The following is a 24,758-nucleotide window of genomic DNA, read 5'->3' as shown; positions in this document are numbered from 1 at the left end:
TCAAAATATCGCTGAGTTATTTTTCAGCAAATCTTCAACCTGACGGTCAATTTTAACATTAATTTCATGTTCAATTTTGACGTTCATATTGATATCGATGGGTTTATCCGGTGTCGCAACCTCCACCCGGAGACACCCGTTAAGTGCGATAATCATCAGCGGTAATACCGCACCTGCTATCCATTTTTTCATTCTGACTCCGTCGGATATGACTCCTGATTCTGTGAAATACTCTTTTCCAGCCAGGCTTCCAGATTGCTGCCGAAACGCAGACTGCGCCATAGCTGAAACACATTTTCCTCATGCCGGTAATTCAGGTTTACCGCCCGCCGCGCATCCAGTACCGGATTATACCCGGAAACCACCGATGACATTGTCAGTACCCCCAGGTTGGTCAGATTAACATCCGTCCGCACCCGTTTCATCACCAGATAATCCAGCCAGTTAATGGCGGTGCCTGCTGAAATATTGTTTTCACTGACCGATTCAACAAACTGATTATCCAGATTGAGGGTCAGCGGTTCGTCGTTTTCCACCCAGCCGTTATGCACAATCCACTGCGGATTATCAATATAAAACGGCAATTCCCCGCTGATACTGCCCTCAAGGGAAAACTGTGTCACCTTCAGGGTATTGATCAGCGGCCCGGTATTCAGTTTATCCAGCTTTATCACCGCCGCGGTTTTCTGCGGAATAGTCAGCGACGGCATAGTGACCTGCCCGCCCAGCACATCCAGACTGACACCGGACAGTTCCAGCGGATAGGCATCATCGTACGGATAATAACCCTGAAGATCCGCTTTAATACCGGTCACTTCAAACAGGTTATTCACCCGCGCAATACGCAGCATCACCGGGGTTTTGCTGCCGAGCTGCCAGCGGCTGTCCGCCAGACGCCACGGCAGTACAAAATCAACACCATCCACTTCGCCGTCTTTCAGCCACATCCCCGCCTGTTTGACCACCCAGTGCCCGCCGGCCACAAAACCCTGGCCCGGTGCGGCGGAATACGCTGCCTGAGCATAGAACACACCATTACGCAGAGTGATCCCCAGATCAGCCGGGATCAGCGTCTGAAATGCCCGCATATCCTGCTCCGGCCAGCGTGCCTCGCCACGCAGACGAACACCGTCCCAGCGGCTCCAATACTGTATCGGCCCGATATTTTTTCCGGCTGACAGTGTTCCTTTAACTGAAAAATCGCGGGGATCACGGCCATCCAGCGCCATATCGAAAGTGGCAGACGGCAGATAACTGCTGTCCACACGGATTTTACGCGTGGTCAGCTGTACTTTACCCGACAGTTTCTGTTTCCCCTCTGTCCGGGTCCAGACCAGCGGGGATAACAGTGTCAGCGCCGGCGTATCCATCGACATCATACCGTAGCGGATACCGCTGAATCCCGTATTCAGCTTTCTGATACGGATTTCCTCGTCCAGCCAGGAACCCGCACCGGAGAATGTCCAGTCCGCATTCAGCGGTTTCATCCGGCCTTTTCCCCAGATTTGCCAGTACCAGCGCCCGCTGTCCGGCAGAAATTCCCGCGCCTGGCCTTTCATCTGAAAACGGTAGCGTCCCAGTTCCGGATTATTTACCGTCACAATAGCATCCAGCGGCCCGGAGATCCCTTTCTGTGACAACGAGGTTCCCGCCAGCGGCAGGCGCAGCTCTTCCACCAGAAAATCCGGGCTGAGCTGCCCGCGGGCCCGTACCAGAGCCCCGGAACGTAACCTGACCACCGGATCGGCAATCGTGCCGGTCAGTACCGCCGGAACACGCCCGGCCGCCCACATATCATTATGATTGACCCGCCCGGCCAGTTCGAAAGGAACCGTAAACTCAGCCAGCGGCAGCGGTGTTTCCGGTAATTGCAGTACCATCGTGCCTTTGCCGCGTACGCCCTGCGTGGTGACCGCAATCCGGGCACTCAGCCGCATATCTGCCGGTGGCGCCAGCCAGTTTTTCAGCTCCGCACTGAACGTCCCCCGCAGCGGTTGTTCCCATTCATCCCAGCGCCACTCTCCGTTTTTAATCAGAAGGCTGTCTGCGGCAGCTTCCCAGGGAATATTCAGCAGCACGGCCTGTGACCCGGCTTCACGCAGCGTCAGCGTACCCTGCCGCCCCTGCCAGTCAAAAGTCACTGCCAGCGGCTGCGGCCGGGCGGTCGTATCAACGGCAGCCTGTAACGTTCCTTTCTCCGGCAGAGAGGCGGTATTCAGAGGCAGTGTCAGCGCGCCGCTGAGCGCAAATTTTTCATCACCGATCACCGCATTTAATTGCGACAGGGTTACATTCAGCTCAGGATCAATCGTCAGTTCTGCCTGAATATTCTCTCCCTGATAACTCAGATGCTGCCCGCGTCCGGGTGTGGTTGTCAGGCTCAGTTTCCCCTGATACGCCTGCCAGGGAGCCGGAATGACTTTACCGGCGGTCAGTGTCACCGGTGATAATTGCGACAGCAGAGCGCCAATATCAACCGGTGTGCTGTTTGTTTCTTCCGGCACAGAAGGTAATTTCTGAATACAGTCCGCATCACTGGTTACTGAACCGGCATCAATCAGCCAGCGGCCGCCGCGCTGATAATGAAGCGACAGATTTTCTCCGCCGGCCAGCCTGCACGTATTACTGCCGATAGCTGCTTCTTCTATATAGAGACCGCCTGCACGAATTTTTGGCTGAGAAAGTGACAGCGTCACACCGTCCGGTAACGAGGACTTCACCACGGCGGGCAGCCAGCGCGGAATGGTCAGCCAGGCGGCAGAGAGGATAATGACCAGCAGAACAAGCAGTACCACCAGCACTTTCAGTAATTTTTTCATAGACCTCAGAGGTGCAGTTCTCCGGTTACAGTGACATCAACTAAGCGTTATACTGTAGTCAGTAAATTTCAACCCTTTCTGAACACAGGTTCACCCTATTTTGTCAGGGCTATCCGGTTTAGTGTAGCGATTTATTTTAGCAGAGGAACTCCGATGAAAATCGTCAGTTACAGTACCAAGCATTACGACAGCAAACATATGGATTTGATTAATCAGGATCCGCGCTTTCAGTATGATATCGAATATTTCGATTTCCCGCTGACACAACAGACAGCAAAAAACGCCGTGGGCGCTGATGCGGTCTGTATTTTTGTCAATGATGATGCGAACCGGGAAGTATTACAGGAACTGGCAGATCTCAATATCAGAATCCTCGCACTGCGCTGTGCCGGCTTTAATAACGTGGATTTGGCGGCCGCTCAGGAGCTGGGGATACAGGTTGTCCGCGTACCCGCCTATTCTCCGGAAGCCGTGGCAGAGCACGCCGTCGGGATGATGCTGAGTCTGAACCGCCGTATTCACCGTGCATATCAGCGTACCCGTGATGCCAATTTTTCTCTCGAAGGCCTGACCGGCTTTAATATGCATAACCGTACCGCCGGTGTGGTCGGCACCGGAAAAATCGGGCTGGCCGTGCTGCGGATTTTAAAAGGGTTCGGTATGCGTCTGCTGGTGTCTGATCCTTATCCTAACCAGGCTGCACTGGATCTGGGTGCGGAGTATGTCGATCTGAACACGCTGTTTGCACAGTCTGATGTGATTTCTCTTCATTGTCCGCTGACACCGGAAAATCATCATCTGCTGAATGAAACCGCATTCGCCAAAATGAAAGATGGCGTGATGATCATCAATACCAGCCGCGGTGCGTTAATTGATTCCGCTGCCGCCATTAATGCCCTCAAACAGCAGAAAATTGGTGCGCTGGGCATGGATGTTTATGAAAATGAACGGGATTTATTCTTTGAAGACAAATCAAATGATGTCATTCAGGATGATATCTTCCGCCGCCTCTCCTCCTGCCATAATGTCCTTTTTACCGGTCATCAGGCATTTCTGACGGAAGAAGCGCTGCTGAGCATCAGCGAAACCACGCTGGAAAATATCACCAGCCTCTATAAAGGCGAAACATGTTGTAATGTTGTGTTACAAAATTAGCACCAGATACACAGAACATTACAATTTAATTGCCGGAATTTTATCCTGAATTCCGGCAATTTTTTTACAAAAAAACCAAAAAACATAAACTTATATGAAGTCATTAAGTTTATTCTTAATTTTGATCCTCTCAATTTTTGATGCTAACATCCCCCTCCGTTGTTTGATGAGATTTTCTCAACAATCACGGTAACTGACACACCTTTCATATCTGGTCAGATTCAGGAAGGAATATAGTCAGGATAAAAAAAAAGCCCCGGAACGGGGCGGACAGGATATAGATATTGAATAATGTATTCTTATTTTAATGCCTGCATTATAAAACACACTTGATAAACAAATCCTAAATAAAATGAACGCAACGAACAGATACCTTATTTATGATGAGTGGCTATTTGTTACAGTTTCGTTTAATTATATTGATGTAATATTTTAAATATAAAGTAAGCCGCAGCGATCATATACTTTAATTAACTATTAACTATCATTCGTGATGTTATCTGCTGATGTATCCCTCATATTATTAATACGGGATATTTTCTGCCGGTATCGAATACAGAGAGTAAAATTATGTCTATATTAAGTCGTTTAGTTTTAGTAGCAGGTATTGCATTATCTTTTGTTGCACACAGCGAGTCATTACAAGGCCAGCAAGGCGGTACAATCACATTCAACGGACTGCTGACTGAAGCCCCGTGCACCTATCAGATATCAGACAATAACGTAAATGCTGAATGTTACCGCTCCGGTGAAATCAGTAAGTTCAGCAGCCGTCTTCAGGCGGGTAATACGCTCAGTAATGACTTAATTCCGGATAATATCGGTGAGGTTAATGTTACCCCTGTTCCGTCTGATTCAGGAAAACATATCGTTACTGTAAGCTATCGCTGATTCGGCAAAGATATACAACACAGCAAATATAAAAAATAACGGGATTACTGATAATTATATCAACCCGTAAAACAAAAAATAATAACTATTGATGAAAATTAAAATCAAACACCTCCGGGTGTTTGATTTTTCATTTATAACAACCCTCGTTATTCATTCCTCCGTCATACGCAAAACAATCAGATTCAGCCGGTAGTGCGAATCTCAGTTACATGATAACGTATCACTTAAATCAAGGAATTTTAATGATACCGGTAAAGGAGATAACCTCACTGATGAATAGTCATCTGACCGCTTTATTGCAGCATCTGAAAACTGCCGGGCAATCCGCCGCCACTGAGCCGCAAGTCACTTTTACCCGTGATGAACTGAATATGCTTATCCGTGCACTCACTGCGCATACCGCAGCACCCGCAGCCTCACTGATTATTACTGACTGTGAGTCCGGTGCCGTCAGTCATGCGATTAATTACGGCTGGAGTGAAGAAGAAAAACAACGGACGGAACAACAAGGCGGACAATATATCCCGTTGTTCCGTCATGATATCAGCGACTGATTTATTCCCCGGCCAGCGCGCGCGGGAACAATAAGTTATTTTCCAGGCTGATGTGCTCCATTAAATCATCAATAAAGGTATTGATGCCATTGTACAGAACCCGCCAGGTCGTACAGGCTTCTTCCGGCGGTGTGACATTGCCGGTGATAAACTTAATCACCTCCACAATATCCCCCGCATCATCATGTTCTGCTTCCATCACCTGTACCGGCCCTGCCGCCTGCGGCCCCATACCATTGCAGATCATCGGAAACAGGACCTGCTCCTCTTTCATCATATGGGAAGTCAGTTCATCATGCAGTGCGGTCAGTTGCCGGGCCAGTCCCTTCGGTACGCTGGCTTTGGCCGCATGTACCCGCTCCACTTTTTCAGCCTGTAAAATCAGTTCCGGTAACTGAGCCCGGTGGCGATCGTGATAACGGGTAATAATAAAGGCGATAATGTCGTTCAGCGGGGCTTTCCGCCAGTCCTGCGCCGGTGCTTCATCTTTCAGTGCAAGTAACGCCTGTTCAATTTCATCAATATTCAGGGATTTTTTCTCTGCCGCTTTTTCCAGGGTGCGTTTGCCCCCGCAACAGAAATCCAGATCATAACGGCGGAACAGCGCTGATGCGCCATTTACAGACAGAGCCAGTTCACCCAGGGTTTTTTCACGTAATGTCATTTTTATTACCTCAGAATTCAGTCAGAAAACGTGATGATCAGTGCTGCGGCAGCTGACGTAACAGCGAAAAAGCGTCACTGAGTTTTTCTTCCGTTACCGCAAACGCATGCAGATTTCCGGCGCTGTCATGGCCTTTGGCGGTCATCCCGCTGCGGCTGATATCAATGCTCCACTGCAGATCCGGATGATGGAAATCCCCGGCAAGCTGTACCGGCAGATCCGGCGTTTTCACCCGGATAAGCATCGGTGGCAGAGCCAGTTTTCCTTGTCCGCCGGTCAGATTCTTCGCCAGGCAGACGGCACTGAGCATAATCGGCTGCAGATACTGCATGACTTTACCGTCAATTTCCGCGCAATCGCCGAGGGCATAAATATCCGGGTCGGATGTCTGTAAGGCACTGTCTGTCACAATACCGCGCCGGACAGTCAGCCCGGCCATCTCTGCCAGTGAGGTATCCGGTTTCAGGCCGGTGGCGGCAATCACCACATCCGCACGGGTTATACAATCATGATCAAAGCGGGCTTCGGTGCCGTCTTCCGTTTTTATCAGTGACTGCAATTGTGTTCCGGTCAGCACCCGTACCCCGGAGGCAGACAGGGTATGACGCAGACGACTGCTGAGCTCAGCCGGCATCAGTGATGATAAAATGCTGGCGGCCATATCGGCCAGAATGACGGTTTTACCGGCCCGGCAGAAATCCATCGCCAGTTCAGTACCGATAAGACCGCTGCCGAGGATCAGTACCCGCTGTGCGCTGCGCAGTTGTGTTTCGTGCTGCTGAAAATCTTCCCGGCTGTTCAGTGTCACCATCAGTTCATTACCGGGCACCGGCGGGCGGCACGGCGTTGCCCCTGTCGCCAGCACCAGTTTGTCATAGTGCCATTGCTGCTGATCACTGCCGATAAGATGCTGTTGTGCATCAATACTGCTTATCCGGGTATGCGGGAACAGCGCCACATTATATTGCTGTGCGAATGCCTGTGCTGTTTGCTTTGTCAGATCAGCCGCACATTGATTCTGACTGATCACATGGCTTAAATCCGGTTTGTTATACTCATCGATACTGTCTGCCGCAATCACTGTCAGCGGTACCTCTGCATCGGTTTTACGGATATTTTTTACCAGCTGGCGGGCAGCAAAGCCCCCGCCGATAATCACAATACCTGCGCTCATGCCGCCTCCGTCGCCAGGATATCAAACACATCTTTGCCGAGAGAGCATTCCGGACACAGGAAATTATCCGGCACGCAAGACCACGGTGTACCCGGTGCCACATCCTGCATCGGCTCACCTTTTTCCGGATCATAAATCCACTGACATACGCTGCACTGCATGCACGGTCCCAAATCCTGCGAAGTTACATTAGTGACGCTGTCACATGGTTTTGTTTCTTCTGTTTCAGCTGTAATTGCTGCCGGTGGCGGTGTGACCGCTTTTGGTGCCGGTGCCGCCGGTCTGCTGACAGCCGGTAATATCCCGGTGGCCCACTGGCGCGCCAGGTCGCGTCCGTACTGACGGCACTCTTCAAGGGTATTCAGATCAGGACGCCATTTTGCTTTCATCGACATGGTGGTTTCGAAACCGGCATCCATCAGCCGGGTCTGCACACGGTCAACCGCGCCGCCATTCCAGCCGTAACTGCCGAAAGCGGCTGCTTTTTTATTACGGAACCGCAGACCGGTTAATTCTTCCAGCATGGCCGCAATTTTCGGCATCATGACATTATTCATCGTGGATGAACCCACCAGCGCCCCTTTTGAACGGAAAACACTGGTGATAATGTCATTCTTGTCGCTGCGGGCAACGTTAAAGATTTTCACCGCCACATCCGGGTCCGCTTCATTAATACCCTGAGCAATCGCATCCGCCATCATGCGGGTGTTGTTGGACATGGTGTCGTAAAAAATAGTGATACGATCTTCCTGATAATCCGCCGCCCATTTCAGATACCACTCCACGATTTGGGTCGGATTATCACGCCAGACCACGCCGTGTGATGTTGCAATCATATTCACCGGCAACCCGAAACCGAGGATTTCAGTAATTTTCGGTGTCACCAGGCGGCTGAACGGCGTCAGAATGTTGGCATAGTAACGCTGGCACTGTTCAAACAGCTCGGTCTGATCCACTTCGTCATTAAACAGGCGTTCATCACAATAGTGCTGACCGAACGCATCATTACTGAACAGGATGGCATCACCGGTCAGGTAGGTCATCATACTGTCCGGCCAGTGCAGCATCGGGGTTTCAACAAAGATCAGTTGTTTACCGTTGCCGATATCCAGCGTATCCCCCGTTTTCACCACATTAAAATTCCATTCAGGATGATGATGATGACCGTTAATGGAATCAATGGCATTTTCAGTACAGTAGATCGGGGTATCCGGAATCGCCGCCATCAGCTCGGTTAATGCCCCGGCATGATCTTCCTCCGCATGGTTAATCACAATGTAATCAATATCGTTCAGGTCGATTTGTGTCTGTAAATGCTGCACAAACTCACGGCTGAATTTGTGGTCAACCGTATCAATCAGGACATTTTTTCCTTCGCGGATCAGATAGCTGTTATAACTGCTGCCGAGCAGGGTTTTATATTCTGTTCCGTGGAAGTCGCGTACTTCCCAGTCACGTTGTCCGACCCAATGCACATTATTTTTTACATGAATAGCCATTTGATATTTACCTTCTGTTTTTATGCTTCGTTACAGAGAGATAATCAATTTGCGTGCCAACTTTTACTGCATTGTTTTATAAGGATTTTAAATTTCATCACAAAAAATACATGTCAAAATGACTATGAAAAAAACTGTCAATATGACATTGTATTGTCTTAATGACAGCGGAGGACAGCATGGGATTTTCAGTCGACGTACTCACCGGCATTGCTATTGCCTTACAGCGGGATATCGGCCATCAGGATCGCTTTCAGCGCCTGGTATCCACACTGCGCCGGGTGCTGAATTGTGATGCGGCCGCACTGCTGCGCTATGAATCACATCAGTTTATTCCGCTGGCGATTGACGGGCTGTCGCCGGATGTTCTCGGCCGTCGTTTCCGGCTGGAAGCGCATCCCCGGCTGGAGGCAATTGCCCGCGCCGGAGATATTGTCCGTTTTCCGGCTGACAGCCACCTGCCCGACCCTTATGACGGGCTGATCCCGGATCATGTCCATCTGAAAGTTCATGCCTGCGCTGGTCTGCCGCTGTTTGCCGGACAAAATCTTATCGGCGCCCTGACACTCGACAGCCTCGCACCGGATCAGTTTGATACGTTCAGTGATGAGGAATTGCGGCTGATTGCCGCCCTGACCGCCGGGGCGCTCAATAATGCCCTGCTGATAGGCCAGCTTGAGGCTCAGCAACTGGCTTTCAGTTCCTCCGCCGGGCTGGCGGCCGGTAAAACCGGCGGGCAAACCGATATTATCGGCCTGTCGCCCTGCATGATGCAGTTAAAGAAAGAGATCGCTATTGTGGCCGGTGCTGATATGAATGTGCTGGTCAGCGGCGAAACCGGTACCGGTAAAGAGCTGGTGGTGCAGTCCATTCACGAATTATCCGCCCGCCGTGATCACCCGCTGGTTTATCTTAACTGTGCGGCCCTGCCGGAAACCGTCGCGGAAAGTGAGCTGTTCGGTCATGTCAAAGGCGCATTTACCGGGGCTATCAGCAACCGCAGCGGGAAATTTGAAATGGCGGATAACGGTACGCTGTTTCTGGATGAAATCGGTGAGTTGTCACCGGCTTTGCAGGCCAAACTGCTGCGGGTATTACAGTACGGTGATATCCAGCGGGTTGGCGATGACCGGCCGCTGCGGGTGAATGTCCGCGTGCTGGCGGCCACTAACCGGGATTTGCGGGCAGAAGTCGCAGCCGGTCATTTCCGGGCTGACCTCTTCCACCGGCTCAGTATCTTCCCGTTACAGGTACCGCCGCTGCGGGAGCGCCATGAGGACATTCTGCTGCTGACCGGCTATTTCTGTGAACGCTACCGTCAGACATTCGGTCTGCCGCAGGTGGTGATAAGCCCGGCGCTGCGTCTGGCGCTGCTGCACTACAACTGGCCGGGTAATGTGCGGGAGCTGGAGCATGCCGTGCACCGCGCCATTGTTCTGGCACGGGCCACCGGCAGCAGTGATGAGCTGCTGTTGCAGCCTCATCATTTTTCACCGGAGGAAACCGCTGAACCGGCTGTCAGCCATCAGCTTTCCGCGGAAGAAGCCGATCAGGATCTGCGCAGTGCCACCGATACCTTTCAGGCGGGACTCATCCGCACAGCCCTTGCCCGCAGTGACGGCAGCTGGGCAGCCGCAGCCCGCAGTCTCGGGATTGATGCCGGAAATCTGCACCGGCTGGCAAAACGTCTGGGGCTGAAATAATCCCCGGACGGGATTTTTTGACAAATGTCATAGGGTCAGCCGCATTTTCTGCACTATGTTATGCCCTTAAATGAAAATGATAACCATTCTATTTAAGAGGTCAGGGATAATGCAGAACAGACTCACCCGCCGCAGGCTGACACACTGCCTCGCGCTCTCACTCACTGCCGGTGTCACCGCTGCGGCAGCGGCACCCGCACCGGACACCATTGTTGTCACCGCCGGAAAACAAAGCCGTCTCGCACCGGATGCCGCTCAGGAACGAGAGAAACTGGAAAATGTCGCGGGCGGCACCAACCTGATTATGGTCGAAAAAGATACCCGCCTGGCCACACTGCATGATGCGCTGGATTATCAGCCCGGTGTGCTGGTACAGAATTTCTTCGGCGGTATCGACCAGCCGCGTCTGAATATCCGCGGCTCCGGGGTGCAAAGTGCGCCGCTGGCACGCGGTATTTTACTGATGCAGGACGGATTGCCGGTCACCGATGCTGACGGCAGTTTCCATATCAGCACACTGGAAATGCGGGATGCACGGATGATCAGCGTCCGGCGCGGTGCAAACAGCCTTAATCCGCAGAGTAACAGCCTGGGCGGTGAGCTGGATCTGATCTCCTATACCGGCCGCGACGAAGGCGGACGTTTGCGCTATGAATACGGGTCACATGGCCGTGAGGGCTTACAAACCGCATTCGGCGGCGTATCGGATGACGGTCGTTTCGACGGGCGTATCAATTTCACTTACGACCATTTTGACGGTTATCGTAAACATTCCTCATCACAACGCAAAACGGTACGCGGTAACTTTGGTTATACCGGCGATAATTTTGAAAACCGCACTTCTCTGAACTGGACAGATCTGCGTTTTGATGTCGCAGGCCCGGTTTCCGAAGCGGTGCTCGACAGTGATCCGACTGAAGTTTACCCGATGGTCTGGCTGCGCGATCCGCACCGTAATGTGGAGCAGTTCCGTGCGGCCAACCGTTCTGACTGGCAGATTGATAATCAGCGCATCAGTGCCGGTGTCTGGTATATCCGCACCCATGATAATTTCACCACCCCGGCCTATTACCGTTTCAGTCAGAGCCACAGCGAAGGGATGCAACTGAGCTGGCAGATGGAAACCGAGCCGGTTTCCTGGCGGACAGCACTGGCAGCCGATCATATGAGTCTGGAAACGGATCTGATGCAGAACCGGCGCGGCACACCGATGGACAAAACACCAATCGGGAAATTTGACGGCAAAGCAGACAATATCTATGCCTCTGCCGGTGCCGGTATTCATCTGACACCGGATCTGACACTGAATCTGGATCTCAAAGCCACACATGCCCGGCGTGATACCGAAAAACGGAACAGTTCCGTTTCACTGGATCAGAGCTGGACATTCTGGACACCGAAAGCCGGTGTTATCTGGCGTCCGGCGGATAATCAGCGCTGGTTTGCCAACGTCAGCGCCAGTCAGGAACCTGCGACGTTCCATGAAATTATTAACTCCTCAGACGGTCGTCTGACAAAACTGAACCCGCAGAAAGGCGTCACTTTCGAAATCGGCGGCGATGGTGATTTTACTGAACAACTGAAATGGAATGTGGCGCTCTACCGCAGTTTCATTAAGGATGAATACATCACAACCTATGATTCAGACGGTAATATCACCGGGGTCTTTAACTATGCCGCCAAAACCCGCCATCAGGGGCTGGAAGCCGGTATTAACGGCGTGATCCCGGCCGGTCCGGGAGATGTGGAATATAAACTGGCCTGGACCTGGAATGATTTCCGCTTTATGGGCGGTGAATATAACGGCAACTATATCGCCGGTATTCCGCGTAATATTGTCTCGGCGGAAGTGCTGTACCGAATCGGCGACTGGCGTTTCGGCCCGAATATTCACTGGGCACCGACCGACATGGCTGTCGATCACGAAAACCACCTTGAGATTCAGAAACGCAAACACTATGCCGTGCTCGGTCTGCGGGGCACTTACCAGCCTGCGGATAACTGGTCACTCTACATGTCGATGGATAACCTGACTAACGAGCACTACGCCACCACGTCAGTGGCGAACCGTACGGTTACAGCCAAAGACAGTACGCTGTTCCCGGGAATGGGATTCAGTGTCAACGGCGGTATTACGTATAATTTCTGATCACATCATATAAAAAATCCCCGCCCGGCGGGGATTTCAGGCCGTTGACAACCCCGCAAGGGTTGGCGACGACCGACAGAGGTTGTAAAAATAAACCAGGAAAATCAATTTATTGATTTTCGGCTGATAACACAAAGCAGGAAAAACCACGTTTTATCCTGCTTTGCCTGCAATCTCAAATCCCCGCCCGGAAATCCGGACGGGGATTTTTTTATTTCTCAGAACGGGCGCTGCGCCGGGATCGCCAGTTCCGCCAGATAGGATTCATTGGTGATCCGTACCGCGTCTTTATCAATCCCGATAAACGCTTTCTGCCGCCAGCCGGAAAACAGACGGCTGAGTGTTTCATAGCGGACGCCTAATTTTGCGGCCAGTTGCCCGCGCGATAACGGCAGCACCACACAATCCGATTGCTGGCACCGTTTCAGATCCAGCAGATAGGCGGCCAGCCGCTGCTCCGCCGAGCTGGAGGTCAGCCAGTCGATATGGTTGATATTTTCATACAGCTTCAGGCTGAACCGTGACAATAACTGCGCCATAATGGCCGGACAGGCATGACACAGACGTAAAATCGCCTGTTTATCCAGCATCAGCGCGCTGCTGTCCGCTCTCGCCCGCAGGCTCATCGGGAAGCGGTTATGCGGCATAAAGACCGCGGCAATCGCCACCAGCTCACCCGCCGTAAACATACCGAACACTTTTTCCTCACCCGACCAGGTATGGCGGAAAACATCAATCTGCCCGCTGATGATCAGCGGACAGGCTTTTACCGTTTCACCTTCACGGCTGATCAGCTCCCCCGCCGCAAACTGACGATACGTACTGTCTGCCAGAACCAGCGCCAGAGCATCTTCCTCTGCCGCCTGAAATAACGGGCATGACCGGAGGATCGCCATTTGCTGTGCGGGGGCAAGGGTCTTTTTGACAAATGTCATAGGGTTTTCCTCTCAGTGCAGCCAGAATAAATGCAATTATAAATGATAACCAATCGCATTATCAATTTAATCATAAAATAAAAGGCGAATAACCTTATGATTAGTAATAGGTTTGCATTACTCCCGGCGCTGATTTTTACCTGCACAACAGCAGCTTATGCCACAAAAGGTGCCGTACATTTCACCGATATGTCACAGCAGAAAATTGAACTGGCCGCCCCGGCAGAACGGATTGTGGTAATTCCCATTCCGGCTGCATCCATGCTGGTCAGTGTTGACGAAAGCAGTAAACGGCTCGCCGGTATGCATCCGTTTGCCGGTGTCGCAGCCCGCGACGGCATGCTCAGCGTGATGTTTCCGGATGTACTCTCCGTACGCAGTGATATGGTGGGAAATGATTTTGCCCCGAATGTTGAAGCGCTGATCTCCGTTAATCCGGATCTGGTCTGGCAGTGGGGACACCGTGGCGATGACATTATCACGCCGATGCGCAACGCCGGTTTGACGGTCGCCACACTGGATTACGGCAAAGAAGCCTATACACAGGAATGGTTAACGCTGATGGGGAAAACCCTCGGCAAAGAAACCAAAACAGCTGACCTGATCGCCTGGCGTAAACAGGTGATCAATCAGCTGGAAAACAGCGTTGCCGCCATTCCGGAAGACAAACAGCCGCGTGTGCTCTATCTGTCCCATTTTAAACAAAGCATTCAGACATTCGGCGCCACCTCTCATAACAATGCCGATTTTGCACTCGCCGGTGGTGTCAGCCTCAACCGTGATCTGACCGGGCCGCGCACCCTGAATATCGAACAGATTCTGGTGTGGGACCCGGACATTATCCTGCTGGGAAATTTTGAGGCCGGACTGGCTCCCGCTGATATTTATAACAACCCGATGCTCAGTGATGTGACTGCGGTAAAAAACAAACGTGTCTATAAACTGCCGATCGGCGGTTTTATCTGGGATGCGCCGAATCAGGAAACACCGCTGTACTGGCAGTGGCTGTCTCAGATTTTCCATCCGGAAACAGCATCGTTTCCGCTGCGGGAAGAGATCCGCAAACGCTATCTGCAACTCTACGGTTACTCCCTCACTGAAGCAGAAACAGACCGTATTCTGCAACTCGGCCTGAACCGGGATGGCCGTGATTACCTGACACTAATGGGACGTCCGTGATGCGAAACGTTCGTTTACAATGGTGCCTGCTGTCCGCCCTGTTATTGCTGACCATACTGCTTGCTCTGTGTGCCGGGCGCTATGCAGTTTCTGTTACAGCCGTTTTGCAGATCCTGGCGGATACGCTGTCCGGACGCAGTCCGTCTGCGGAGTACAGCCGCACGGCTGAAAATGTGGTGCTGTATGTCCGTTTACCGCGCATTCTGATTGCCGGACTGGCCGGTGCCGGGCTCGCCGTTGCCGGAGCAGCATTGCAGGGCATCTTCCGCAACCCGCTGGTCGGACCGCAGATTATCGGCGTTTCATCCGGTGCGGCACTGGGCGGTGCGCTGGCTCTGCTGCTTTTTTCCTCTCTGTTTATCACCATCAGTTTTGCCTTTCTCGGCGGCCTGCTGGCCATTGTGCTGGTTTTTCTGCTGGGGCTGAACCGGCACGGCAGCAGTCTGCTGATGCTGATCCTCGCAGGCGTTATTATTAATGCATTTTTTGCCGCACTGATCTCGCTGATCACCTATTTTGCTGATCCGAATAATACCCTGCAAACCATCGTCTTCTGGCTGATGGGGAGTTTTGCCACCGCGACCTATCTGAAAGTCAGTGTATTGCTGCCGGTTGTTATCATTGCAGGCGGGATTATTTTTGCTCTGCGCTTCCGTATCAATGTGCTGTCGCTCGGCGAAGAAAATGCTCAGGCGCTGGGACTGCCGGTCACGGCAACCCGCTGGACTATACTTATCTGTGTGACGCTTATCACCAGTGCCACCGTTGCCGTTTCCGGCACCATCGGCTGGGTCGGGCTGATTATCCCGCATATCGCGCGGTTAATCAGCGGGCATGACCATCGCGTCCTTTTGCCTGCCAGTGCCCTGACCGGCGCGATTTACCTGATCGCGGTCGATACTCTGGCGCGCAGTATGACCAGTGCGGAAATTCCGCTGAGTGTTATCACCGCACTGATCGGGGCCCCTGTTTTCGCCCTGCTCATTCACTCCATGAATAAAAAGGTGGCCGACCTGTGATCCATGTTAATCAGCTCAGTTACCACACCGGCAAACGCCCGTTATTTGACGGACTCACGTTCCGTCAGCCACCGGGAAGCATCGCCGCGGTTCTCGGCCCGAACGGCCGCGGGAAAACAACGCTGCTGCGTCTGCTGCTCAATCTTCAGAAAGGGGCAAAGGGTGATGTACTGCTCAATGCTCCGGCCGCTTATGTCCCGCAGCTCAGCGGTGCACTGTTTAATTACTCTGTCCGCACGATGGTCAGCCTCGGCCGTATCCGTCATCTGCCCTGGTATGCATCCCCCTCCCGGCGTGACCATGACATCACAGAGCAGGCGATGGCCGACCTCGGATTAACCCGGTTTGCGGACACCTCATTTAACCTGCTAAGCGGTGGTGAAAAGCAGATGGTGATGATTGCCCGCGCCCTGGCCGGTGAACCGGAAATTCTGATTCTGGATGAACCGACTTCCGCACTGGATCTGGCTAACCAGGACACCGTTCTCTCCGTTCTGAAAATGCTGGCCGCCGAGCGCGGTAAAACCATCTTATTTACCAGTCATTACCCGCAGCATGCCCTGCATATTGCGGATTATTCATTGTTACTGTTTGACGGCACACAGGCGCAGTTTGGCCGGACATCCGCACTGCTGACTGAAGAGAATTTGGGAACGCTGTATCAGCTTCCGGTTTCCGTTGTGCCGGTTAACCACCGGCAGCGGCAGACCTGCGGGGTTATCCCCCTGTTCCGCTGAACCTATTTATTACCTGATTAACCATAAGGATACACATTATGAGCAATAACACGATTACCCCGGCAGAAGCATTAGTGATCGCAGACCTGGTGAACTACACCGAACAGGGTATTTCCAGCCGGGTTCTCGCCAAAAACGGCGGCGGTAATATCACTCTGTTTGCCTTTGATAAAGGTCAGGCGCTCTCTGAACACAGCGCCCCGTTTGATGCCATTGTGATGATTGCTGAAGGCTCACTGATCCTGACCATTGCCGGAAAACCGGTAACAGCAAAACCCGGAGATATTGTCCGCATGCCGGCCAATATCCCTCATGCCGTGGATGCGCCGGAGCAGGCAAAAATGCTGCTGGTGATGTTACGTGAACCGGAAAACAAACAGGACTGAATGATGGAAAGCACACACACCGGCCATGAAGCCGGACACAAATTTCTGGCTCGTCTGGGTAAAAAACGTCTGCGTCCGGGAGGCCGTACCGCCACCGAATGGCTGCTGACACACAGCGGATTGCAGGCGGACAGCCGTGTTCTGGAGATCGCCTGTAACATGGGTACCACCGCGATTGAAATCGCACAGCGTTTTCAGTGTCATATTACCGGTATTGATATGGATAAACAGGCACTTGCCAATGCCCGGAAAAATATCCTCGATAACGGTTTATCCCATCTCATTACAGTACAGGAAGCGGATGCCTCAAAGCTGCCGTTCCCGGATAATCACTTTGATGTGGTGATCAATGAAGCCATGCTGACCATGTATGCGGATAAAGCCAAAGCCCGTCTGTTACAGGAATATCTGCGGGTGCTGAAACCCGGCGGACGGCTGCTGACCCACGATATTGCGCTGACAGAACGCCGGGAGGATGAGTGTGTCACACAGGATATGCAGGCTGCCATTCATGTCAAAGCACAGCCGATGCTGAGTGATGACTGGCTGGCACTGTTTCTCAATGCCGGTTTCCGTGATGTGATCCGTTCTGAAGGCGCGATGACACTGATGACCCCCAAAGGCATGCTGCACGATGAGGGTCTTTCCGGTACCCTGAAAATTATCCGCAACGCCCTGAAAAAAGAGAACCGCCCGCAGTTTTTACAGATGTTCCGCCACTTCCGGCAGAACCGCGACAGACTGAGGTATATTGCGGTTGTCAGTACAAAATAATAAGCAGTGAATAATGTCGTGAATATGTCGTGAAAATGAAAACCACCGGATTTGTTAAGTCCGGTGGTTTTGCATAAATTACCTGTTTAAAACATCAACAGCTTGTTTATCACCGTCGATATCTTTAATGAAAAATGTAACTCCAATCGATCGCCGGTGAGGATTAATTTTTTTTGCCTGCTTTTTCTGTAAAACAGTTGAAGCCGTATACGCATACTTTCCATTATCATGATACTGAATATCAGGTGCAGGTAAACATTTGTTTTCATCTAATTTAACAGGGCCGGCACTATAATCTATATCAGCGATGGTCTTTTGTTCTTTAAAATCAAATACATTAATATATGTAATAAATTCATCATCAGATGTATTTGGGGTTTTAACACATAACTTACCAGCACTCATACTGACGTCACCGTTGACTATTAATGGTCTTGGGTCATTCGCATGCCAGCATCCGCCCAACAGAAATACCAAAGGAATAATTATAAATTTGTGCATAGCAATCCTACAAAATAGTTTTCGGCAGCGTTGAACGATATAAATCCATGATGGTATCCGGATTTACCTTACCGTTAAATCCAATATAGTTTGCCTGTATGCCATTGATAAACTCTCTGACTCCAAATGTTTTTAAGACAAAATAGTCAGCAACCACATTGGCTTGTGCTTCCATGCCGAAATCACTTAACTTACTTTTGGCATTAAGTGAATAACTATAATTGGCAAAATTACTAAACAGCCCTCTTGTTCTGACCCACATCCCATTCTGATGCTGCCATACATGAGTAAGCTCATGCATAAAAAGATGTTTGAATTCAACTCGTTCTTCTGAAAAATCATGTCTGTAGAGACGTTCTCTAAAATAAATATCCCCATTAGGAGCCATTGCTACATTATCCGGCTGCATACCGAACGGAAGATAACTATCACAATGAACCCAGACATTATAGGACATTGAGCTGCCAAATATAGTTTTAGCCATTGCCATTTCACCGAGCGTTATTTGTCTCAGCATCGGTTCTTTTATTTCTTTCTTTTTATTTTCCTGCGTAATAATACCCATACAAACTCTATTTATATATTACTGCCTCCTCACATATAGCCCGGATTACGCATGAATTCCATAACTTATTCTGCTATGCCGATGATAGTCTGTTTATTAAGAATAATAACCAACCGGATTCCGGATTATACCGTTCCGGACTACAATATATTCATCCGGAACAGTATCATTGCTGACGTATAACTTAGATCCCGCCTTCCGGCTTATTCAGAATATGGTCTTCCCAGTTCTGTACCACACTTTCTGTGACGGCTATATGGCGGACGGTAATGCCTTTCTGGTGCATCAGGGATTTGGAGCCGCTGATTAACGGGTGCCAGGGTAATAACGGTTTGCCTTCCATGACCAGGCGGTAAGCGCAGGTCATCGGCAGCCAGGCGTCAAATGTCGGCAGGTTTTCCCGCGTCAGTTTGATGCAGTCCGGCTCATAACGGAAACGATCTTCATAATGACGGCACTGACAGCTTTTAATATCGAGCTGGTTACAGGCCACATCGGTGAAATAAATTTCATCGGTGTCTGCGTCCATCAGTTTCTGCAAACAGCATTGTCCGCAGCCATCACACAGTGATTCCCACTCTTCGTCACTCATTTCATCGAGGGTTTTCACCGTCCAGAATGGTTGAGACATATTCTTTTTTCCTTTAACTTCGTGGCTGACCGTTTCAGATAATCCGCGTGGTCAGCGTATGATCATTTACCGAGATTTTCAGCATATCGCCCGATACCAGTGGTCCGACACCGTCCGGTGTGCCGGTCAGGATAATATCCCCCGGACGCAGCGTGAAATAGCGGGACATATAACTTATCAGTGGTATCACCGGTGTCAGCATTTCGCGGGTATTCCCCTGCTGGCGTAACTCATTATTAATAGTCAGGCTCAGGGTGACATTCTGCGGATCAGGGAATTCATTGACCGGAATAAATCCGGATACCGGCGCAGAGCCGTCAAATGCCTTACTTTTTTCCCACGGCTGCCCTGCTGCTTTTAATTTCATCTGCACATCACGCAGCGTTAAATCCAGCGCAACACCAAACCCGGCAATAGCACGGGCGCAGCGATCTTCATTAGCCTGTTTCAGCGGCGCACCGATCAGAACAGCCAGTTCAGTTTCATGATGCACTTCGCCGAACTCTTTCGGGATGGCGACCGGCTGACGCAGGTCGCACAGTGCCGTTTCAGGTTTAATAAAAAGAAGGGGTTCCGCGGATGCCTGTGATTTCATCTCCGCAACATGCTTTGCATAATTCAGCCCCACACATACCACTTTCCCGACCGGGAAGTCCAGGAGAGCCCCCTGCCAGTCACGATGCTGATACATAGTCTTACCCCTTTAATTTATTATTCTGATGACATCAGCGGATTTCCGCGCCGACATTATCCGCCATCAGCGAAACGCTGAGAGCGAAGAAATATGAGCGGTTCCAGTGCATGATGGTAATAAAGTTTTGCGTGACCAGATACACCCGTTCCTGCTTATCTTCCGGTACGACTAACCACATCGGGGTAGTTTCCGGCAGATTTGCCTGTGCCGGGAGTGTTACCCCCAGTGCTTTCCATTGCGCCAGTGTTTTGCTCTGGTTTTTCTTTGTACCTTCAATGCTGCGGTCAAACCCGGCAGGAACAGACACTTCATATCCCCACGGCAGCCCTTTTATCCAGCCTTCTGCAGCCAGATAATTGGCAGTGGAGGCAAATACATCCGCTTTGTTATTCCAGATATCGACCATACCGTCGCCGTCACCATCCACCGCGTAAGTCAGATAGCTGGACGGCATAAACTGGTTCTGCCCCATAGCGCCGGCCCAGGAGCCTTTCAGCTGCTGATCCGCCGGAATATGCCCCTGGTCGATAATCTGTAATGCCGCGATAAACTGCTTAACAAACATCTCTTCACGGCGGCCTTCAAACGCCAGGGTTGCCAGAGCCGAGATCACATCCTCTTTACCCTGATAACGGCCGAAACCGCTTTCCAGCCCCCACAGAGAAACAATATATTCCTGTGGTACGCCGTAACGCTGACTGATACCGGATAACAGCGCCGCATTGGCATCATGCTGTTTTACTGCGGCACTGACAGCGCCGCGGGTGACACGACGGGACAGATAATCATCCAGCGTGACTTTTTTCTCCGGCTGGTTTTTATCAGACGTTATAACACGTTCGATAAAATGAAAATTCTCAAAAGCACGGGTCAGAGTGGATTCTTTAATACCTTCCTGACGAGCCATCGCTTTCAGTTGTTCAGCATACGCCGGGAATTGTTCTGCTGTCCGTGAGTCAGCCGGAAATTCCCGCTGTAAATCCGCCACGGACAGACGTGCCGCAGTCGTCTGCTGTGCGGCGGGCTCTGCGGCGAGTAATTTTGCCGGTGATACCGGGTCCTGAGATGCACTGCATGCCGTCAGCGATGCCGTAATAATCACGGCGCTTAATAATGTCAGGCGCATAGCGATATCCTTTCTGTTTATTCCGCAGGGATTTTTATTAGGATTTATCCTGAATATTCAGTGTGTCCCGGTATTCTGACAGCAGATCTTCCACCGGTGGCGGGAACTGCAGATAATAACCGGCGGCGATCAGTTCCTGCTTCACTTTTTCAATATCCGCATTGGCCAGTTTATCGCGGTTTGCAAGGTTGATCAGCATGCTGAAGGCCGGCTTGCCGAAACTTTTCAGCAACTCTTCCGGTACACGGGAAAAATCATCTTTCTTTTCGATGAACAGATAAGTTTGATCGCGGTTCGGACTTCTGTAAATTGCACACAACATTGGAATTATCCCGTTTAAATCAAATCGTGACTTGCCAGTAAATGGCACTAACTATAACATGCTATTGTTTTTGATAATATCGTTACCCGGCATTGCGTTACTGCAATGCAATTTATATATGGCTGAATACCGGGCCGCTAATTATACTGAGTCGGACAGATGTCGCCAATTGACCTTAAAGGCAGTAACTTCACACTTTCGGTTCTTCATCTGAATAATGAAGATCCTCAGATTATTGAACAGGCTGTGCGCGAAAAAGTCAGCCAGGCGCCGGCTTTTTTCCAAAATGCCCCTGTGGTGCTGAATGTCAGTCAGATTTCATCCGGCACGAACCTGAAAATTATCTGCCGTGCCGTTACCGACGCCGGTTTGCGGATTGTCGGGATCAGCGGTTGTCAGAATGAGAAAATGCGCAAAGCAGCAACCCGCAGCGGGTTCCCCCTGCTCAATGAGGGTAAGAGTGCCCGTGTTGCTGAACCGGAAATACCGGAACCTGAAACCCCGGCAGTGTCATCCCCTGCCGCCGCAGATTCCGCCTGCCGGAAGACCCGGCTGATTAATGTCCCCGTCCGCTCCGGGCAGCGTATTTATGCCCCGAACAGTGATCTTATCGTGACTGCCAATGTCAGTGCGGGCGCAGAACTCATTGCAGACGGTAATATTCATATTTACGGGCTGATGCGCGGACGCGTATTAGCCGGCGCGGCAGGCGATACAGAAAGTCAGGTTTTCTGTACCCATCTGCATGCGGAACTGGTTTCTATCGCCGGACAATATTGGCTGAGTGATCAAATCCCGGGCGAATTTGCCGGGAAAGCGGCCAAACTCAGTCTGGTTAATAATGAACTCACTATCAACAATCTAATATAGACCTTTAACAAGGAATAATTCCATGGCACGCATTTTAGTTGTTACTTCAGGTAAAGGTGGCGTAGGCAAAACCACTTCCAGCGCGGCCATAGCGACCGGCCTTGCCCAGAAAGGAAAGAAAACCGTTGTGATCGATTTCGATATCGGTCTGCGTAACCTTGACTTAATCATGGGGTGTGAGCGTCGCGTCGTGTATGACTTCGTGAACGTTATTCAGGGCGATGCCACACTGAATCAGGCGCTTATCAAAGATAAGCGGACTGATAATTTATTTATCCTGCCTGCGTCGCAGACCCGTGATAAAGATGCACTGACCCGTGAAGGCGTGGAAAAAGTACTGAATGAGTTAGGTGAAATGAATTTTGATTTCATCCTCTGTGACTCACCGGCTGGTATTGAGAGCGGCGCACTGATGGCGCTCTATTTTGCTGATGAGGCAATCATTACCACCAACCCTGAAGTTTCATCTGTCCGCGACTCTGACCGTATTCTCGGGATTCTGTCATCCAAATCCCGTCGTGCGGAACAGGGACAGGAGCCGATTAAAGAGCATCTGCTGCTTACCCGTTATAATCCGGGCCGTGTCAGCCGTGGTGATATGCTGAGTATGGAAGATGTGCTGGAGATCCTGTGCATTCCGCTCATCGGTGTGATTCCGGAAGATCAGTCTGTCCTGCGTTCATCCAACCAGGGTGAGCCGGTTATTCTGGATCAGGAGTCTGACGCCGGTAAGGCGTATGACGATACCGTTGCCCGTATTCTGGGTGAAGATCGTCCTTTCCGTTTCATTGAGGAAGAGAAAAAAGGTTTCTTAAAACGCTTATTCGGGGGGTAAACCATGGCGCTGTTAGACTTCTTCCTGTCGAGAAAAAAACCGACAGCTAATATTGCAAAAGAACGTTTGCAAATCATTGTTGCAGAGCGTCGCCGCGGTGAATCTGAACCGAATTACCTTCCGGATCTGAAACGCGACTTACTGGCAGTTATCTGCAAGTATGTTCAGGTCGATCCGGAGATGCTGTCTGTCCAGTTTGAGCAGAAAGGCGATGATATTTCTGTTCTGGAACTGAACGTCACGTTGCCTGAGGGCGAAGAAGGCACGAAGAAAGACGAGACGGTAAAATAAAGAATCGTTACTGTAACTGATAACACGGCGGGTATATCCCGCCGTGTTTTTTGCTGTCTATTCCCCGCAGGCAGCCCCTGCCTCAACGGCGGTAACCACATCTGCCAGTGCATTTTCCAGCAACGGTTTACGCCAGCCGCTCAGCAGCTCCGGCACTTCGGATGAGGTTCTGAATCCCCACATTTTATTCAGATACTGATTGATCTGACGGCGTGATGCCAGCAGTTCCGGGCTGAATTGTTCCGCATCACTCAGCTCGTTAATACGCGCTTTAATCGCCTTAAAGGTTTTGCGGTATAACGGATGATCGGACACATTTTCCACCGGTGCCGGATAATCTGTCTCATCCAGTGCACGGCTCTCTTCCGTTAATGCCAGCAGACGTCTGCCGTGACAACGGATTTCCTGTCCGGTCAGGCCCAGCCCGTCCAGCTCACCCAGTGATGATGGCATATAGCGCGCCACTTTCCAGAGATGCTCTTCACGCACCACAAAGTTTACCGCCATATCGCGCTGACGCGCCTGTTCCAGCCGCCATTGTGCCAGTTTCTGTAAACAGGCCAGCTGCTGAGGACGCAGTTGCGCGGCACCGCTGAAATCACGGTAGGCTTCCGCCGGGTCAGTCTGTACAATACGGCGCTGTGCCATCATCGCACACTCTTCTTCCGCTGATGCCAGGTAACCGGCTGCACGGACTTTTTCTGTCAGTTTTTCAGCCAGCGGCAGCAGGTAAAAGACATCTGCGGCGGCATATTCACACTGTTTTTCTGTCAGCGGACGCGCCAGCCAGTCAGTCCGGGACTCACTTTTATCCAGGCTGACACCGAGATAGGTTTCCACCAGCGTGGCAAATCCGCAGGAAAGCGGATGACCGGTAAATGCAGCCAGTACCTGGGTATCCACCAGCGGTTGCGGTACACACGCCATACTGTTGAAAAAGACTTCGATATCCTCACTGCCGGCATGGAGATATTTGATCATCTCCGGCGCAGTCAGTAATGTTTTCAGCGGCGACCAGTCCGTGATCCCCAGCGGATCGACCAGCGCGAGATGCTCCCCGTCATAAAGCTGAACCAGACCGAGATGCGGATAATAGGTCCGGATCCGGACAAATTCGGTGTCCAGAGCAAGATAAGGTTTGCCTGTAACCTGCGCACAATAGGCAGCCAGGTGTGTATCGCTGGTAATCAACTGATAATTCAAAACGACTTCTCTTAGTCTTTAACGACATGGTTAAGTGATGTGATACAGAATAATTCATCAGATCAGGATAATTCAATCA

General features: G+C 51.0%; 26 protein-coding genes. 13 read left to right on the top strand and 13 right to left on the bottom strand.

Annotated elements, in window-relative coordinates; translation table 11 throughout:
• Together JC793_RS09275 and JC793_RS09270 are read right to left on the bottom strand one after the other, a co-directional pair.
• Positions 1-192 (bottom strand): YnbE family lipoprotein, encoded by a 192-nt coding sequence (locus tag JC793_RS09275; protein WP_004237534.1) that lies wholly within the window; start codon positions 190-192, stop codon positions 1-3.
• Positions 189-2,819, bottom strand: a complete 2,631-nt coding sequence (locus JC793_RS09270) for a YdbH family protein (RefSeq protein ID WP_218428266.1) — start codon at positions 2,817-2,819, stop codon at positions 189-191. The genes JC793_RS09275 and JC793_RS09270 overlap by 4 nt, the downstream gene beginning before the upstream one ends.
• 153 nt (positions 2,820-2,972) lie before the next feature.
• Between JC793_RS09270 and JC793_RS09265 the strand changes: the two genes are divergently transcribed.
• From JC793_RS09265 to JC793_RS09255, 3 genes are all read left to right on the top strand, one after another.
• The gene (locus tag JC793_RS09265; protein WP_046892159.1) at positions 2,973-3,974 is read left to right on the top strand and encodes a 2-hydroxyacid dehydrogenase; all 1,002 of its coding nucleotides are present in this window, start codon (positions 2,973-2,975) and stop codon (positions 3,972-3,974) included.
• A 570-nt stretch (positions 3,975-4,544) separates the two neighbouring features.
• Positions 4,545-4,865, top strand: a complete 321-nt coding sequence (locus JC793_RS09260) for a hypothetical protein (protein ID WP_208323159.1) — start codon at positions 4,545-4,547, stop codon at positions 4,863-4,865.
• 275 nt (positions 4,866-5,140) lie between these two features.
• Entirely contained in the window at positions 5,141-5,422 is a 282-nt protein-coding gene (locus tag JC793_RS09255; protein ID WP_218428264.1) for a hypothetical protein, read from the top strand.
• Between the two features lies 1 nt (position 5,423).
• On the opposite strand, the gene ytfE is transcribed toward JC793_RS09255, so the two are convergent.
• The 3 genes from ytfE to norV are packed head-to-tail and all read right to left on the bottom strand — an operon-like array spanning position 5,424 to position 8,759.
• A complete protein-coding gene (gene ytfE / locus JC793_RS09250; RefSeq protein WP_046892160.1) occupies positions 5,424-6,086 on the bottom strand; it encodes an iron-sulfur cluster repair protein YtfE in 663 nt (220 codons plus the stop codon).
• 37 nt (positions 6,087-6,123) lie between these two features.
• Positions 6,124-7,260 (bottom strand): NADH:flavorubredoxin reductase NorW, encoded by a 1,137-nt coding sequence (gene norW, locus JC793_RS09245; RefSeq protein WP_218428262.1) that lies wholly within the window; start codon positions 7,258-7,260, stop codon positions 6,124-6,126.
• Positions 7,257-8,759 carry an anaerobic nitric oxide reductase flavorubredoxin gene (gene norV, locus JC793_RS09240; protein WP_218428260.1) on the bottom strand — a complete coding sequence of 501 codons (1,503 nt, stop codon included), beginning with the start codon at positions 8,757-8,759 and terminating at the stop codon, positions 7,257-7,259. Before norV ends, norW begins: the two co-directional genes overlap by 4 nt.
• A 179-nt stretch (positions 8,760-8,938) precedes the next feature.
• On the opposite strand from norV, the gene norR reads away from it, so the two are divergent.
• Complete coding sequence (gene norR / locus JC793_RS09235; protein ID WP_218428258.1) at positions 8,939-10,462, top strand: nitric oxide reductase transcriptional regulator NorR; 1,524 nt, start codon at positions 8,939-8,941, stop codon at positions 10,460-10,462.
• 109 nt (positions 10,463-10,571) lie between these two features.
• Positions 10,572-12,611: a TonB-dependent receptor family protein gene (locus JC793_RS09230; protein WP_218428257.1), complete on the top strand. Its 2,040-nt coding sequence runs from the start codon at positions 10,572-10,574 to the stop codon at positions 12,609-12,611.
• A 218-nt stretch (positions 12,612-12,829) separates the two neighbouring features.
• On the opposite strand, the gene JC793_RS09225 is transcribed toward JC793_RS09230, so the two are convergent.
• Positions 12,830-13,546 carry a Crp/Fnr family transcriptional regulator gene (locus JC793_RS09225; RefSeq protein WP_046892165.1) on the bottom strand — a complete coding sequence of 239 codons (717 nt, stop codon included), beginning with the start codon at positions 13,544-13,546 and terminating at the stop codon, positions 12,830-12,832.
• A 96-nt stretch (positions 13,547-13,642) separates the two neighbouring features.
• On the opposite strand from JC793_RS09225, the gene JC793_RS09220 reads away from it, so the two are divergent.
• The 5 genes from JC793_RS09220 to JC793_RS09200 are packed head-to-tail and all read left to right on the top strand — an operon-like array spanning position 13,643 to position 17,641.
• A complete protein-coding gene (locus JC793_RS09220; RefSeq protein ID WP_218428255.1) occupies positions 13,643-14,725 on the top strand; it encodes an ABC transporter substrate-binding protein in 1,083 nt (360 codons plus the stop codon).
• Positions 14,725-15,744, top strand: coding sequence for a FecCD family ABC transporter permease (locus tag JC793_RS09215; RefSeq protein WP_046892653.1), 1,020 nt, complete (start codon positions 14,725-14,727; stop codon positions 15,742-15,744). The genes JC793_RS09220 and JC793_RS09215 overlap by 1 nt, the downstream gene beginning before the upstream one ends.
• Complete coding sequence (locus tag JC793_RS09210; protein WP_166707742.1) at positions 15,741-16,481, top strand: ABC transporter ATP-binding protein; 741 nt, start codon at positions 15,741-15,743, stop codon at positions 16,479-16,481. The genes JC793_RS09215 and JC793_RS09210 overlap by 4 nt, the downstream gene beginning before the upstream one ends.
• 38 nt (positions 16,482-16,519) lie before the next feature.
• Positions 16,520-16,867, top strand: coding sequence for a cupin domain-containing protein (locus tag JC793_RS09205; RefSeq protein WP_054426332.1), 348 nt, complete (start codon positions 16,520-16,522; stop codon positions 16,865-16,867).
• Between the two features lie 3 nt (positions 16,868-16,870).
• A complete protein-coding gene (locus JC793_RS09200) occupies positions 16,871-17,641 on the top strand; it encodes a class I SAM-dependent methyltransferase (RefSeq protein ID WP_080947966.1) in 771 nt (256 codons plus the stop codon).
• A 78-nt stretch (positions 17,642-17,719) separates the two neighbouring features.
• On the opposite strand, the gene JC793_RS09195 is transcribed toward JC793_RS09200, so the two are convergent.
• From JC793_RS09195 to JC793_RS09170, 6 genes are all read right to left on the bottom strand, one after another.
• The gene (locus tag JC793_RS09195; RefSeq protein WP_348772310.1) at positions 17,720-18,142 is read right to left on the bottom strand and encodes a putative T6SS immunity periplasmic lipoprotein; all 423 of its coding nucleotides are present in this window, start codon (positions 18,140-18,142) and stop codon (positions 17,720-17,722) included.
• 7 nt (positions 18,143-18,149) lie between these two features.
• The gene (locus JC793_RS09190) at positions 18,150-18,707 is read right to left on the bottom strand and encodes an eCIS core domain-containing protein (RefSeq protein ID WP_046892170.1); all 558 of its coding nucleotides are present in this window, start codon (positions 18,705-18,707) and stop codon (positions 18,150-18,152) included.
• Positions 18,708-18,891: 184 nt separating this feature from the next.
• Positions 18,892-19,338 (bottom strand): cysteine cluster protein YcgN, encoded by a 447-nt coding sequence (gene ycgN, locus JC793_RS09185; RefSeq protein ID WP_046892171.1) that lies wholly within the window; start codon positions 19,336-19,338, stop codon positions 18,892-18,894.
• Between the two features lie 34 nt (positions 19,339-19,372).
• A complete protein-coding gene (locus JC793_RS09180; protein WP_046892172.1) occupies positions 19,373-20,029 on the bottom strand; it encodes a fumarylacetoacetate hydrolase family protein in 657 nt (218 codons plus the stop codon).
• 34 nt (positions 20,030-20,063) lie between these two features.
• Positions 20,064-21,158: a lytic murein transglycosylase gene (locus JC793_RS09175; RefSeq protein WP_218428252.1), complete on the bottom strand. Its 1,095-nt coding sequence runs from the start codon at positions 21,156-21,158 to the stop codon at positions 20,064-20,066.
• A gap of 37 nt (positions 21,159-21,195) precedes the next feature.
• A complete protein-coding gene (locus JC793_RS09170) occupies positions 21,196-21,480 on the bottom strand; it encodes a YcgL domain-containing protein (RefSeq protein WP_046892174.1) in 285 nt (94 codons plus the stop codon).
• Between the two features lie 159 nt (positions 21,481-21,639).
• Between JC793_RS09170 and minC the strand changes: the two genes are divergently transcribed.
• From minC to minE, 3 genes are read left to right on the top strand one after another with little or no spacing between them, the layout of a single operon-like run.
• Positions 21,640-22,350: a septum site-determining protein MinC gene (minC, locus tag JC793_RS09165; RefSeq protein WP_046892175.1), complete on the top strand. Its 711-nt coding sequence runs from the start codon at positions 21,640-21,642 to the stop codon at positions 22,348-22,350.
• Positions 22,351-22,372: 22 nt separating this feature from the next.
• Positions 22,373-23,185: a septum site-determining protein MinD gene (gene minD, locus JC793_RS09160; protein WP_166707736.1), complete on the top strand. Its 813-nt coding sequence runs from the start codon at positions 22,373-22,375 to the stop codon at positions 23,183-23,185.
• Positions 23,186-23,188: 3 nt separating this feature from the next.
• Positions 23,189-23,476 carry a cell division topological specificity factor MinE gene (gene minE, locus JC793_RS09155; RefSeq protein ID WP_046892177.1) on the top strand — a complete coding sequence of 96 codons (288 nt, stop codon included), beginning with the start codon at positions 23,189-23,191 and terminating at the stop codon, positions 23,474-23,476.
• Positions 23,477-23,533: 57 nt separating this feature from the next.
• On the opposite strand, the gene rnd is transcribed toward minE, so the two are convergent.
• Complete coding sequence (gene rnd, locus JC793_RS09150) at positions 23,534-24,679, bottom strand: ribonuclease D (protein ID WP_218428250.1); 1,146 nt, start codon at positions 24,677-24,679, stop codon at positions 23,534-23,536.
• Positions 24,680-24,758: the final 79 nt, after the last annotated feature.

This window comes from Morganella morganii, assembly GCF_019242955.1.
GTDB lineage: Bacteria > Pseudomonadota > Gammaproteobacteria > Enterobacterales > Enterobacteriaceae > Morganella > Morganella sibonii.
This window is presented reverse-complemented; position numbering and strand designations above follow the sequence as displayed.